The organism is Microbacterium sp. LTA6 (assembly GCF_045690355.1).
Classification (GTDB): Bacteria; Actinomycetota; Actinomycetes; order Actinomycetales; family Microbacteriaceae; genus Microbacterium.
The window spans coordinates 1,923,965-1,937,610 of record NZ_CP147855.1; the positions used below are offsets into that span (position 1 = coordinate 1,923,965).

The window sequence follows — 13,646 nt, forward strand, 5'->3', positions numbered from 1 at the left end:
ATCGCGATGTACCAAAGTGTGGGCGGTCGCGCCGCCGTCGCCTTGTTGTTGTCGGCCAACATCACGGCGACATTTCATGATTTCCCACAACGGTCGTGGCGCGGCCGCGAGAGGGGCGCCGTGAAAAAGATCAGTTTCTCCATTGAATGGCAACCGTTTGCCAGATACTCTGAGGCGGCACGCTACTGAACGGTAAGAATGTTTACTAATCACGTGGCGCACGAACCGTCGAGAAGCAGTTCCCGCCGAGTAGGAGACACCGATGTCGCACGCTCATCCTTCCGTCCGCAGATCCATCGCCGCGCTCGCCGCGGTGATCGTCGCGATCCCGCTCGGCCTGGCGGTGCAGTCCGCCACTGTTCCGGCATCCGCCGCAGAGCCGGGCATCACCGAGGGTCTCGATCTCAGCGCAGGCAACCGGCGCGCCCCGATCACCGGCCTCTATGACTGGAGCAAGGCCGGCTACCGCGGCGGGGCAGAGCTCCCGAACACCGCCGCCCTCGCCCCCCGCGCGGCATGCGACATCACGGCGGCCGAGATGACCAGCGCACACGGCGTGACCGCCGGCGACGGCGTCGATGACACCGCGGGGATCCAAGCCGCGATCGACGCGATCCGCACCGGCTGCTCGCCGACAGCCGGCTTCGACAACCTCAGCCGCATCACGCTTCCGGCAGGGCAGCTCGACGTCACCGGCGAGCTGCACGTCGACGCCGACTACCTCGTCATCCGTGGTGCGGGATCGGATGCGGCGACCGGCACCACGCTCGTCTATCGACCGGATGCCGCCACCCGCTACGACACGATCACCCCCGACGGATCCGAGTGGGACAAGGACGCGATGACCTCGGGTCAGGGCACCGGCGGCTGGCTGTGGCCGGGACGCGGTCTGTTCCGCGTGCAGTCGCGCGGCGTGCACACGGCGTATGCGAGCGACTACGCCGCCGCCCCCGCGAACCGCAAGGACCTCTTCGAGGGCACCGTCAACGTGCACTGGAAGGTCGGCGTCGCGCTGCGCGCCAAGAACGGCGATGCCGGTTACTCCGCCCGTGCCGGTGACACCGTCGTGCACCTCGCCACGACGGGATCGATGACGACTCTCGGGGTCGGCGCTCTCGTCAACATCAGAGCAGCCAACTCGATCAAGTTCTACGAAGAGCAGGAGGCGGTGCAGGCCACGCATCCGCTGCAGAACCTGCACATGCGCCAGCAGATCTTCCGCATCGTCGCGAGCGACTCCACCGCCCGCACCATCACGCTCGACAAGCCGCTCGAATACGACGTTCCGGTGAACTCGACCTCCGACGGATCGGCCGGTATCGGCGGCAAGGTCTATGCCTCGAAGGCATCGCCGATCGTCGATCCCGTCGTCGGCGTCGGAATCGAGTCGCTCGCCTTCACCCAGGTGATCGAGGGGGCGGATGCCGCAGACGCGAAGAACAACTACGGCAACCTTGCTCCCGACCAGGCGATGCACGGCATCGTGTTCAAGTGGGCTGCCGACTCGTGGGTGCGCGGCATCCGCGCGGAGATGACCGGATCGCATCCGATCGTCACCGAAGAGGCGAAGAACCTGCAGATCGTCGACAACAAGCTCGACGGCTCGTGGAACAAGGGCAAGGGCGGCAACGGCTACTTCCGTGGTTCGCGCGTCTGGGACTCGCTCTACGCCGACAACATCTCTCGCAACCTCCGCCACTTCACGTTCCAGTGGGCGGCATCGGGCAACGTCGTGATCGGCAACGATTTCGACTCCGACCTGAACCTGCACGGCGGGTGGGAGCGCAACAACCTCTTCGAGCTCAACAAGGTCACCGTGCCCTATGCGCACCGTTCCGGAAACTGCAGCTCCAACTGCGGTGAGGAAGGCGGCGGCGGGCCGGACGACTCGAACTGGTTCCCGATCTGGTGGGGTGCCGGCCAGAAGGCGGTGAAGTGGTCTGGTTCGTCCGGGCCGATGAACGTCTTCTTCAACAACGACATGAGCAAGCAGCTGGGTGGCGACGCGGCGGCCTACACGCCTTATCTGCCCGACCGGCACCGTATTCTCCAGTTCGGTTGGAACGGCACCGGCTGGCACCACCTCGATCAAGGCGGCACCCCGATCACCGACTGGGCGTCTCGCGAGACGCTGGACTACGGAGATGGGCACGGCGTACACGACGAACTGACGGATGCCGCGGACTCGCTGTTCCTCAAGTCCGTTACTGGAGGCGGTGGCGGAACCCCGACCCCGACGCCGACGCCGACCCCGACCGCGTCGCCCACGCCGACTCCGACGCCGACGAACCCGACGGAGACCCTCATCTCGCAGGGGAAGCCGGTCACGGCATCCTCCGTGGAGACCTCCGAGTTCCCCGCGTCCCACGCCGTCGATGGCTCCATGACCACGCGCTGGGCGAGCGCCGAAGGCGTCGACCCGCAGTGGATCACAGCCGACCTCGGCACCGGGGCCAAGGTCTCGAAGGTCGTCCTGAAATGGGAGGCCGCCTACGCGTCGAAATACCGTGTGGAGATGTCCACCGATGGCTCGACCTGGACGCCTCTGAAGACGGAGACCGCAGGCAACGGCGGCACGGACGAGATCACGGGCTTGGCCGGCACGGGCCGGTACCTCCGCGTATTCGGCACCGCGCGCGGCACCACCTACGGCTACTCGCTGTGGGAGCTGCAGGTCTACGGCACGGCAGGAACACCGGGCGGCCCCGTCGACCCGGGTCCCGGTGATGGTGACATCGTCGATGTCGACACCGCCGCAGAGCTCAGCGCCGCGATCACTGCGGCCGAACCAGGGCGGACGATCCGACTCGCGGCCGGCACGTACCGCGGCAGCTTCATCGCCACCGACTCCGGTACGGCGGCCAAGCCGATCACTCTCACGGGTCCGCGCAGCGCGATCATCATCAACAACGGCTCGTCCGGGACGTTGTCCGGATGCCCGCAGCCGACATCCGGTTGGAACTCCGGTTACGGACTCTGGCTGTTCGGTGCGTCCTACTGGAACGTGAAGGGCGTCACGGTCGCGGAGTCGAAGAAGGGGATCGTGCTCGACACGGCCACCCACGTCAACATCGACGGCGTGCTCGTGCGAGACATCGAGGAGGAAGGCGTGCACTTCCGTCGTTCCTCGGCCGACGGGACCATCCGGAACTCGGAGATCACCCGCGTCGGATTGGTCAAGCCCGGGTACGGCGAGGGCGTCTACCTCGGTTCCGCGAACTCGAACTTCGACTGCTACGGAGATTCCAGCGGGCGAGACCGCTCTGACCGTGTGCAGGTTCTCGACAACACGTTCGGGCCCGGCATCGCCGCTGAGCACATCGACATCAAGGAAGGCACCGAGGGCGGCGTCATCCGAGGGAACAAGTTCGACGGCAAGGGCATCTCCGGCGAGAACTCGGCCGATTCCTGGATCGACGTGAAGGGCAACGGCTACCTCATCGAGGGCAACACCGGCACCTTCTCCTCGCCGGGCACCTTCGTCAACGGCTATGAGACGCACAACCCGCTGACCGGCTACGGGTGCGGGAACATCTGGCGCTCCAACACCTCGAACCTCGGCGGTGTGGGCAAGTACGCGGTGTTCATCTCGTCGACGTCGAAGTGCTCGAGCAACCCCAACAAGGTCTACGCGTCGAACACCGTCGCGAACGCCGTCACGGGGCTCACGAACGTCACGGTGACACCGTGACGGGTGAGCCTCGTGCGTCAACCCCCACTGAATCAATGAAGATCGGAGTCTGAATGTTGAACATGACACAGCGTGTCGTCGCGGCCGCCGCCGCGGCGGCGCTCTCAGTGACCGGAGCGGTCGTGGTCGGCAGCGCCGCACACGCGAGCGTGCCGGCACCAGTCCCGGCGACCGCGTTCGGTCAGGCCGGCCCGCTCAGCGCGACCGAGGTCGGTCCGCTCGCCGAGACCCTTATCTCGCAGGGCCGCCCCGCGACGGCCTCCTCAGTCGAGACCTCCTCCTTCCCGGCGAGCAACGCCGTCGACGGATCGGCCACCACGCGATGGGCGAGCGTCGAGTACGTCGACCCGCAGTGGATCACGGTCGATCTCGGCGAGGGTGCGACAGTCTCGCGCGTGCTCCTGAATTGGGAGGCCGCCTACGCCAGCAAGTACAAGGTGCAGATCTCGGTCGACGGCACGACCTGGACCACGCTCAAGGATGAGACGGCCGGCAACGGTGGCACCGACGACATCACCGGCCTCAACGGCACCGGCCGATACCTCCGGGTCCACGGCACCGCGCGCGGCACGGCCTACGGTTACTCCCTGTACGAACTGCAGGTCTTCGGCAGCACCGGCGGCGGCACGCCGACCCCGACGCCGACGCCCACCCCGACCGTTCCCGCCGGGCAGACCCTCGTCACCTCGATCTCGCAGCTGCAGAGCGCGATCAACAGCTCCGACCCCGGTGACACGATCGTGCTGAAGAACGGCAGCTACAGCGTCTCCACCGCGGTGAGCCTCGGATCCAGCGCCTCCGGAAGCTCGTCCGCGCCGGTGACCATCAAGGCCGAGACCGTCGGTGGCGTGACGCTCACCGGCGCGTCGAGCTTCAGCTTCTCGAGCGTGCAGTACGTCAGCATCCAGGGCTTCAAGTTCACACAGTCGACGACGATCGACGTGGGCTCGAGCAGCAAGGCGGTGGACTTCGTCCGCAACGAGTTCGCGTTCTCCGACGCGGCGGAGCACAACTTGATCGTCCGCTCGGACGACTCGGAGATCGCGTACAACTGGTTCCACGGCAAGGACTCGCTCGGCGTCTACCTCGGCATCGAGGGCCCCGGCAGCGACACCGTCGCCAAGAACTCCCACATCCACCACAACTACTTCTCCGACCACAACTTCACCGGCACCAACGGCGGCGAGTCGATCCGGCTCGGCACCAGCCCGAAGGCGCTCTCCAGCGGCGGCGCGATCGTGGAGTACAACCTGTTCGAGAACGCCAATGGCGACCCGGAGACGATCTCGGTCAAGTCGAGCGGGCACACCATCCGGTACAACACGATCCGCGACAGCGTCGGCGGCATCGTGTTGCGCCACGGCAACGACAACAAGGTGCTGTCGAACTACATCCTGAACGGTGACAACGGCATCCGCATCTACGGCAACGACCACGTCATCATGAACAACTACGTGAGTGGCATCAGCAACGACGACGGTGCGATCGTCGTCGGCTCGGGCACGGTGCGCGACCACTTCGTGGGAGAGAGCGCCGATTCGCGGAAGAAGTACGATGCCCCCGACCGTGTTCGTATCGGCCTGAACACCGTGGCGAACAACGTCAACGGCCTCGCCGGCGAGACGCACCGCACGGTCAAGCCGCTCAACGTCACCATCGTGGACAACATCTTCCAGGGCGCCACCGGCAACCTCGCCGATGTGCCGCTCATGCAGGACTTCTACTGGCGAGGCAACATCCTTTGGGGCTCGGCCGCCAATGGGAACATCCCGACGGTGGGCTACACGCGGGTGAACCCGCAGCTCGCGCAGGACTCGGCCGGCGTGTGGAAGATCGGCTCGTCGAGTCCCGCGGTGAACGCGGCGTTCATGACCAACCATGGGACCTGGGCCACAGACGACATCGAGGGACGCCAGCGCTCCGGCACCTACGACGTCGGTGCGCATGAGGTCACCAGCAACGCGGCGACCCGCGCTCCGCTGACCACGTCGAACGTGGGGCCGACCGCCCCGTAGTCGCAGGGAGAGATGGAAAAGGCCGGTGAAGATCGATCTTCACCGGCCTTTTCCATCCCTGTGGACGGATGTGCGGCGGGCGCACCGTAGCGGCGGGCGCAGCGGCGGCGGGCGGCGGATGCCGTGACTCAGGCCTGCGGGATGCGGAACGTGTCGTAGGGGATGCGCCGGACCAGGTCGTCGGCGATGTCGGCGGCATCCGCCTCGGTGAGCCGGTGGGTGGCGACGAGGGAGGCCAGGTACGAGGCATCCGCTCTGCGTGCCATGTCGTGCCGCGCGGGGATCGAGCAGAATGCCCTGGTGTCGTCGATGAACCCGGAGGTCTTCGCGAAGCCGGCGCTGTCGGTGATCGAGCGGCGATAGCGCTCCATGGCATCCGGAGTGTCCAGGAACCACCACGGAGCTCCGACGTACACGCTGGGGTAGAAGCCGGCGAGCGGAGCGAGCTCTCGCGAGAACGCGGTCTCGTCGACGGTGAACAGCACGAGCCGCAGCTGTGTGTCGGTGCCGAAGTCGTTCAGCGCCCGTCGCAGCGGCTCGGTGAACGTGGTCGGCAGGGGCAGGTCGTGGCCGGTGTCCGCGCCGTGGCGCTCGAGCGTGGGCTCATGGTGGTTCCGGTGCACGCCCGGATGCAGCTGCATCACCATGCCGTCCTCGGCGGACATCTCGATGAGGCGGTAGAGGATGTCGCGGCGGTAGGCCGTGCCCTCGGCGACGGTGGCTGTTCCGCGCAGGCCTGCAGCATGGATGCGCTCGGCCTCGGCGTCGTCCAAGGGGAGAGCCCAGGCATCCGCCACGCCCGTGTCGGTGGCCGTGCCGCCGGCGGCGCGGAAGTACGCGCGACGGGCGCGCAGCGCGGCGAGAAGGCCCGCGTGCGTATCACAGGCGATATCGGATGCGGCGGCGAGGCGATCCAGCGCGGCGATCCAGCCGGTGGCGGCCGGGTCCATGCTGTGGTCGGCCCGGAATGTCGGCAGCACGCGGCCGCGGAACGTCGGATCCTCGGCGAGGATGCGGTGCGCGGCGAGATCGTCGGCAGGGTCATCCGTGGTGGCGAGCACGTCGACGCCGAACCGCTCGAACAGAGCGCGCGGCCGGTAGGCGTCGTCAGTCAGTCGCTCGGCGATCTCGTCGTAGACGAGGTCGGCCGTGTCGGGGGTCAGCCGGGTCGTGACCCCGAACACTTCGCCGAGCTGATACTCCAGCCAGTACTGCACGGGGGTGGCACGGAACAGGCGCCAGTTCGCGGCGAGCACGCGCCATGCTTCGCGGGGGTCCACCGGCGGCGCCCCCGCCGGGGCCTGCACCTGGCCGAGCGGAACGCCGGCTCCGTGCAGCACCCTGGTCACGTAGTGGTCGCCGGTGATCAGCAGGTCGGTCGGCGAGGCGAACGGCGCGTTCTCGGCGAGCATCGCGGCCGGGACGTGGCCGTGCGGGGAGCAGATGGGGGCATCGCTGACGCGGAGATAGAGATCCCGGGCGATATCCCGGGTGGCCGGGTCGCTGGGGAAGAGGCGGTCCGGGTGCATCATCGTGGTCGGCATGCTGTCCTTCGGGGGTCGTGCGCGGCGACGGAACGGTCGTCGCCACGGTTGACGTTACCCGGCCTCGCCCACGATGGCAACCGCTTGCCATAGAATGGTTCCGAAGTCGACGCTGAAGTCGGCGGGGAACACGAGGAGACGGCATGTCGCAGCGTCCACAGGGCATCGACGAACACACCATCGCCCACCTGGGCGTCGGTGCGTTCCACCGTGCACACCAGGCCTGGTACACGCACCGTGCGACCGATCAGGACGATCCGTGGAGCATCGCCGCCTTCACCGGACGATCGCCAGAGCAGGCGCAGATCCTGCAGGCGCGGCAGGGCGCATACACGCTGATCACCCGCAGCGCCGACGGGGATGACTTCACCCAGATCACCAGCATCCGCTCGGCCCATGACGGCGCCGAACGCGCGCAGTGGGAATCCGTGATCGCCGATCCGCAGACGGCCGTCATCACGCTGACCATCACCGAGGCCGGGTATCGGCTCGGGGCCGACGGCCGGCTCGACACCACCGCCGTCATCGACGCCGACCTCCGGAATGCGATCCAGTCCCCGGATGCTCCGATCGCGACGGCGCCGGTGCGTCTCGCTCTCGGTCTCGCCGCCCGCCGCGCGGCAGCTGCGCCGCCCCTCACGGTCATCAGCTGCGACAACCTCAGTGGCAACGGCGAGATCGCGCGGTCCGTCGTGCTCGCTGCGGCCGCCGTGCTCGATGCGACCCTGCCGGACTGGATCGACGAGAACGTCGCCTTCCTCTCCTCGATGGTCGACCGCATCACGCCGCGGACGACGGCTGCCGACGTCACCGCGGTCGAGCAGGCGACCGGCATCCGCGACGAGGGGACCGTCGTCGCCGAACCCTTCTCGGAGTGGGTGATCGAAGACGGCTTCGTCGGTCCGCGACCCGCGTGGGAGCGGGGCGGTGCGCGGCTGACCGTCGATCTCGCGCCGTTCGAGGAGCGCAAGCTGCGCATCCTCAACGGGGCGCATTCGCTGCTGGCCTATCACGGACTGCGCAACGGGTTCGATGATGTGGCCGGCGCCTTCGGCGATCCCTACCTGCGCTCCCTCGTCGAGGACTACTGGGCGATCGCGGCCTCGAGCTGTGCTCTGCCCGCCGATGAACTCGAGGACGCGATCGATGCCACCCGGCAGCGGTTCGCCAATCCGCGCATCCGCCATCAGCTGGCGCAGATCGCCCTCGACGGCGCGCACAAGCTGCCGCACCGCATCGTGCCGGTGCTCGAGCACGCCATCCGATCGGGAGCGGACGCGGAGGTGCCGGCGTCCGTCATCGCCGCATGGTGCCTGCGCGGCGGTCAGTCCGCCGACGACGCCGCAGCGCTGCTCTCCGGGGTTCAGGACGCATCCGCCGCGGACGCAATGCTCACCGTGATCGGGCGCGAACTCCGTAGGCTGGAGGGTGACCCCACCGGCGCCCCCCGAAGCGCCGGTGCAGTGAGGAGCTGAGCATGGCCGAAGACGGCACCGCCGACGCCGAGCTGCGAGCGGAGCGGGCACCGGCGGCCGGCTCGGAGAGTGTGACGATCTACGACGTCGCCAAGCTGGCCGGCGTGAACCCGTCGACGGTGTCCCGGGCGCTGAACAGGCCGGGCAGGGTCAATGCCGTCACAGAACGGCGGATCCGAGCGGCTGCAGAATCCCTCAACTATCACGTGAATCCGATGGCGCGAGCGCTGCCGACAGGGCGCACCTCGATCATCGGTCTCGTCGTCTCCGACATCACGAACCCGGTGTTCTTCGACGTGATCCGCGGCGCCGAGGCTGCTGCCGCCCGGGCCGGATACACCCTGGTGCTCACCGAGTCCGAGGAGTCGGACGAGCGCGAGTACGAGAGCGCCCAGCGGATGCTGCGCATGGTCGACGGTCTGCTCCTCGCGACTCCCCGCATGTCGGATGACCAGATCCGCGCGCTGGCGCGGCAGAAGCCCATCGCCGTGGTGAACCGACTGGTCGAGGACGTGCTGTCCGTGGTCCCGGACGTGCAGCACGGCATCGCCGAGGCCGTGCGGCATCTGCGCAGCCTCGGGCACAGCCGGATCGCATACGTGCCGGGTCCTCCGCTGTCCTGGATGGCTCGGCACCGCGGCGAGCTGCTCTCCCAACGCTGCGAGTGGGCCCACATCGAGCTGCTGCAGCTCGCACCGGTCGCGCCCACGGTCGTCGGCGGGCGCAGCGCGGCGATGGCGGCCAGGGACAGCGGAGCGACGGCGGTCATCGCGTACAACGACCTCATCGCGATCGGTCTCATGCAGGAGCTCGTCGAGACCGGCATCCGGATCCCGGCGGACATCAGCGTGCTGGGCTTCGACGACATCTTCGGCGCCGACTTCACGTCGCCGCCCCTCACCACGGTCAAGTCGCCGCTGCGGGAGGAGGGCGATCACGCCATGGCTGCGCTGCTCAGCCGGGTGACCGAGGGCTCTCTTCCTCCCGTCGGATTCGACCTGGCGACCAGCCTCGTCGTCCGCGGCTCGACGGGAATCGCCGCCGGCTGAGCGGGCGGCCCTTGCGGCATTCGCTTTCTGCAACGTTTCACAGTGTGGCAAGCGATTGCCAAACGCGGGAGCGAAGTACTTGCCGCTGGCCTCGAAACCGATTCCGGTCGCAGTTCGTGCGGGTGTGGGATGCGGGGGAAGACGTCAAGTGGGACCGGAGCGGCGCGATCGCAGGGGCCGGCATGAGGCCGGGCCGAGGTCGGCGTCTCGGGGGAGGACGCCGACCTCGGTCGCGGGGGGGGCTCAGGGGGCGAGCGGTCCCACGTCAGCCGGGGTCAGCGGTGCGCGCTTCGCGATCGCCGAGCTCGACTCATGGCAACCGACGTCGGCGGCGCCGATGCGCTTGCGGCCGCCGATGTCGTCTCGCACCTGGCCGGAGTGATCCTGAGTCGCGGCGTCGATGGCCGGGCTCGATGCACTGATCCGCCACACGTCGGCGGAGTCCCGCTCGAGCTGCGGGTCGACGCGGGTGAAGCCGGTCGTCGGCAGATCTCCGTCGGCGGCAGCGCCCCAGAGAACGTTGCCCGACCAGGTGAAGCCGTTCGACACGGGCACCTTGGCGAGCGTTCCGACGTCGCCCTGGATGATGTTGTCGACGATCACGCAGTCGTTCGGCTCGATCGGCCGGTGCGTCTCTCCGGAGATGCCGCCCGTGTTGCCGACGAAGTTGTTCAGCGCGATGCGGACGCGGTCGGCCGCGTCGTTCTTGTTGCGCGAGTTGGCGGGCTCTCCCTCGTAGTGATCGCGCAGCGTGCCGGCGCCGAGCACCAGTGCCGTGTCTGCCGTCTCGCCGACGTAGTTGTTGACGATGACGTGGTCGTTGCCGTAGATGCGGATGCCGCGCTGGCCGCGGATGATGTGGTTCGACTCCACGACGGTGCGGTTTCCGTGACGCAGCACGATGCCGCCGCCGCTGTCGCGCATGGTGTTGAAGCGGATCGTGTTGTCGCTGGACTTCACCGAGATCGCCTCAGGGTCGCCGTTCGTGCGCTCGAAGAGATTGAACTCGACCAGTGCGTGGGCGCTGCTGAGCGCGCGCGGGCTGACGCCGAGACGGATCGGCTCGCCGCCGTTGTCGCCGGCGAAGCTGTGATCGGAGAAGTAGTTGTGGTGGATGTGCACATTCTCGGCCATCTCGGTCGACCCCGCGCCCTCGACGCCGAGGAAGATGCCGAGCGTCGACTTGCTGTGGAAGTGGTTGTACTCGATGACCGTGTTGTCGGCGCGCACCATCACGCAGTGCATGCCCTCGATATCGGCGAGCACGAACTCGTTGCGGCTGAGCGTGATCGCCGTGCAGCTCGCCGGGATCTCGAACGTCGTCGACTGCGTGAAGACGAAGCCCTGGAGCGCCAGATCGTGCGTGGCATCGAAGGTGAAGCTCTGTGCGCCCGTGAGGGTGACGCCGCCGATCGATGCGGCCATGATCGTGAGCGGCTTGTTCCAGCGGCCGCCGGCGCCGGCGAGGCTGATCGGAGCGCCGTCGGGCACCGCGTAGGTGCCGTCGGCGACGATGATCGTTCCACCGTTGGTCATCGCGGAGATCGCGGTACGCAGCTCGTCCAGCGACGAGACGTGCGAGTACGGCCCGCGACCGGGAAGCAGCGGTGCGATGCGCGAGGCCACGGATGCCGAGGCAGGGCCCCCGAACACGGATGCTCCCGCCTGCTGCGGGATCGCGATCGCTGCCGCACCGGCGACAGCGGACAGGATGAACGTACGACGCTTCATGTTTCCTCCTCGTTGAGGCGGCCCCTTCGACGAGCTCAGGGACCAGGGTTCAGGGTCAGGGACCCAGGGGTGGGGTGGGGGAGAGGTGCGGTCAGGGGGTCTCGGTGAGGAACAGCTCGATCACCGGGACGGGGGTCTCGGGGCGCTGCACCGGAAGCTGGAGCGTGAGCGTGCCATCGGGCAGCCCGCCCATCAAGGTGTTCTGCGCCTGACGGTTCGGGTCGATGTGCAAGGGGACGAGCTCGGACGCATCCGACATCAACTGGGCGTAGCGGACCTTGCCGGCGAGTCCGGGCAGGTGCAGGTGCTTGAACGGCCAGGAGAAGAGGTGCACGTACAGGCGGTCTCCGCGCAGGGTGTATCGCGCATCGTTCGGGGCCTGCCAGGGAGCGGCGCCGGCACCGTGGATCGAGCGGGCGTGGTCGTCCATCCACGCGGCGATGTCGTCGAAGGTGCGCTGCGCCGTGCGGTCGATCCGGCCGCGGCCGTCGGGCCCGACGTTCAGCAGCAGGTTCCCGTTCTTCGCGACGCCGTCGATGAGGAGCTTGATCAGCGATTCCGAGCTCTTCACGTCGAGGTTGTCGCGGTCGTAGCCCCAGCTGCCGTTGAGGGTCTGGCATGCCTCCCAGGCCACGGGAGCGCCGTCGCGCTCCATCGGCTTCAGCGGCTGGTACTGCTCGGGGGTGACGATGTCGCCGGGAATGCCGAGACGGTCGTTCACGATGCAGCCCGGCTGCAGTGCACGCACCAGGCAGAGCAGGTTCTCGGCATCCCAATCGGCGGCGCCCTTGCCACCCCAGTAGTCAGGACGGTGCGTGTACGAGAAGTCGAAGAAGAGGTAGTCGATCTGGCCGTAGCCGGTGAGCAGCTCGCGCACCTGCCCGTGCAGGTAGCGCTGGTAGTCGCGGATGTCGCGGTCGGCCGTCGCCGCCTTGAACTCCTCATCGTCGCGCTGCGGGTGGGTTCCGTCGACGGGGAACCTGTCGTGGTGCCAGTCGATGAGCGAGTAGTAGATGCCGACGCGCAGGCCTTCAGCGCGGCATGCCTCGACGAACTCGGCCACTGCGTCGCGGCCGAACGGGGTGTTCACGGAGGTGTAGTCGGTGAGCTTCGAATCCCACAGGCAGAAGCCGTCATGGTGCTTGGCCGTGAGGACCACGTAGCCGGCACCGGCATCCTTCGCGGTGCGCGCCCAGGCGCGCGGGTCGTAGCGATCAGGGTCGAAGTGGTCGAAGTACGGCGCGTACTGCGCGTCCGTCATGTGTTCGCGGTTCTTGACCCATTCGTGGCGGGCGGCGAGGGAGTAGAGCCCCCAGTGCACGAACATGCCGAGGCGCGCTTCTGCGAACCACTCGAGATCGGCGGATGTTGTCATGACGAGGCTCCCGGGATTGTGGGTGCGGATTCGACGAGGGCGGCGCGCAGCGCGCTCAGCTCCGAGGCGGTGAGGCCGTGGGCGATCAGGTAGTCGGCGGCGGAGCCCCACTCGGCATCGAGGTTCGCGAGAGTCTCGCGCATCACCTCGGCGGGGGATTCGGTGGCGAGCATCCAGGCGTGGCTCGACTGCGGGTACTTCTTCGCCAGCCGTTCCGAGGTCGCTCGGCGGTGTTCTGCGGGGATGAGGTCGCCGGTCAGGGCGTAGTCGGCGACGACGGATTCTCGATCCGCGCCGACAGCGGCGAGGGCGAGCGCGATCGTGACCCCGGTGCGGTCCTTGCCGGCCGTGCAGTGCACGAGGGTCGGCTCGCCCGCGGCGATGATCCGCACAGCATCCACCAGCCGGTTCGATCCGCCGCCGAGCAGGTGCGCATAGATCTCGCCGAGGCTGTAGTCCTCGAGGAAGAACGAGCGCGTGGAGCCGAGGTAGAGAGGCAGTCGGGTGATCTCGACGCCGGCGACCGCCGTGACATCGGCCGCCACCTCGTCATCGGCGCGCAGGTCGACGATGCGGCGCACGCGGGCGCGGACCTCATCCGCGCCCTGCGCACCGAGCCCGGCGAGGTGACCCGAGCGGAACAGTCGCCCTGTGCGGATCACCCCGCCGTCTGCGGGAATGCCACCGACATCCCGGAAGCCGGTCACGCCGTCGATCTCGACGATCGCCGTCGGCTCCGTCGTCGCTGTCATCGCTCGCTCGCCCG

The 13,646-nt window shown here is 68.0% G+C and carries 8 protein-coding genes; 4 read left to right on the forward strand and 4 right to left on the reverse strand.

The annotated features are described in order from the left end of the window. Positions 1-262: 262 nt before the first annotated feature. A complete protein-coding gene (locus tag LTA6_RS09005; RefSeq protein WP_407359220.1) occupies positions 263-3,691 on the forward strand; it encodes a discoidin domain-containing protein in 3,429 nt (1,142 codons plus the stop codon). Between the two features lie 62 nt (positions 3,692-3,753). After that, the gene (locus tag LTA6_RS09010) at positions 3,754-5,706 is read left to right on the forward strand and encodes a chondroitinase-B domain-containing protein (RefSeq protein ID WP_407359221.1); all 1,953 of its coding nucleotides are present in this window, start codon (positions 3,754-3,756) and stop codon (positions 5,704-5,706) included. A 128-nt stretch (positions 5,707-5,834) separates the two neighbouring features. On the opposite strand, the gene uxaC is transcribed toward LTA6_RS09010, so the two are convergent. Then, positions 5,835-7,250, reverse strand: coding sequence for a glucuronate isomerase (gene uxaC, locus LTA6_RS09015; protein ID WP_407359222.1), 1,416 nt, complete (start codon positions 7,248-7,250; stop codon positions 5,835-5,837). 143 nt (positions 7,251-7,393) lie between these two features. On the opposite strand from uxaC, the gene LTA6_RS09020 reads away from it, so the two are divergent. Then, complete coding sequence (locus tag LTA6_RS09020) at positions 7,394-8,725, forward strand: mannitol dehydrogenase family protein (RefSeq protein ID WP_341977629.1); 1,332 nt, start codon at positions 7,394-7,396, stop codon at positions 8,723-8,725. A gap of 2 nt (positions 8,726-8,727) precedes the next feature. Then, entirely contained in the window at positions 8,728-9,774 is a 1,047-nt protein-coding gene (locus tag LTA6_RS09025; RefSeq protein WP_341977631.1) for a LacI family DNA-binding transcriptional regulator, read from the forward strand. A 243-nt stretch (positions 9,775-10,017) separates the two neighbouring features. Here the strand turns inward: LTA6_RS09025 and LTA6_RS09030 are convergent, their stop codons facing one another. The 3 genes from LTA6_RS09030 to LTA6_RS09040 all read right to left on the reverse strand — a co-directional run bounded on the left by LTA6_RS09030 (position 10,018) and on the right by LTA6_RS09040 (position 13,632). Beyond that, positions 10,018-11,505 (reverse strand): polysaccharide lyase 6 family protein, encoded by a 1,488-nt coding sequence (locus LTA6_RS09030; protein ID WP_341977633.1) that lies wholly within the window; start codon positions 11,503-11,505, stop codon positions 10,018-10,020. A 91-nt stretch (positions 11,506-11,596) separates the two neighbouring features. Continuing rightward, on the reverse strand, positions 11,597-12,880 hold the full coding sequence (locus LTA6_RS09035) for an alpha-L-fucosidase (RefSeq protein WP_341977635.1): 1,284 nt from the start codon (positions 12,878-12,880) through the stop codon (positions 11,597-11,599). Then, on the reverse strand, positions 12,877-13,632 hold the full coding sequence (locus tag LTA6_RS09040) for a tyrosine-protein phosphatase (protein WP_341977637.1): 756 nt from the start codon (positions 13,630-13,632) through the stop codon (positions 12,877-12,879). The genes LTA6_RS09035 and LTA6_RS09040 overlap by 4 nt, the downstream gene beginning before the upstream one ends. Positions 13,633-13,646 lie beyond the last annotated feature (14 nt).

Coding starts and splice junctions, on each gene's coding strand:
- LTA6_RS09005 (WP_407359220.1), top strand. CDS start 263: ATGTCGCACGCTCATCCTTCCGTCCGCAGATCCATCGCCGCGCTCGCC.
- LTA6_RS09010 (WP_407359221.1), top strand. CDS start 3,754: ATGACACAGCGTGTCGTCGCGGCCGCCGCCGCGGCGGCGCTCTCAGTG.
- uxaC (WP_407359222.1), bottom strand. CDS start 7,250: ATGCCGACCACGATGATGCACCCGGACCGCCTCTTCCCCAGCGACCCG.
- LTA6_RS09020 (WP_341977629.1), top strand. CDS start 7,394: ATGTCGCAGCGTCCACAGGGCATCGACGAACACACCATCGCCCACCTG.
- LTA6_RS09025 (WP_341977631.1), top strand. CDS start 8,728: ATGGCCGAAGACGGCACCGCCGACGCCGAGCTGCGAGCGGAGCGGGCA.
- LTA6_RS09030 (WP_341977633.1), bottom strand. CDS start 11,505: ATGAAGCGTCGTACGTTCATCCTGTCCGCTGTCGCCGGTGCGGCAGCG.
- LTA6_RS09035 (WP_341977635.1), bottom strand. CDS start 12,880: ATGACAACATCCGCCGATCTCGAGTGGTTCGCAGAAGCGCGCCTCGGC.
- LTA6_RS09040 (WP_341977637.1), bottom strand. CDS start 13,632: ATGACAGCGACGACGGAGCCGACGGCGATCGTCGAGATCGACGGCGTG.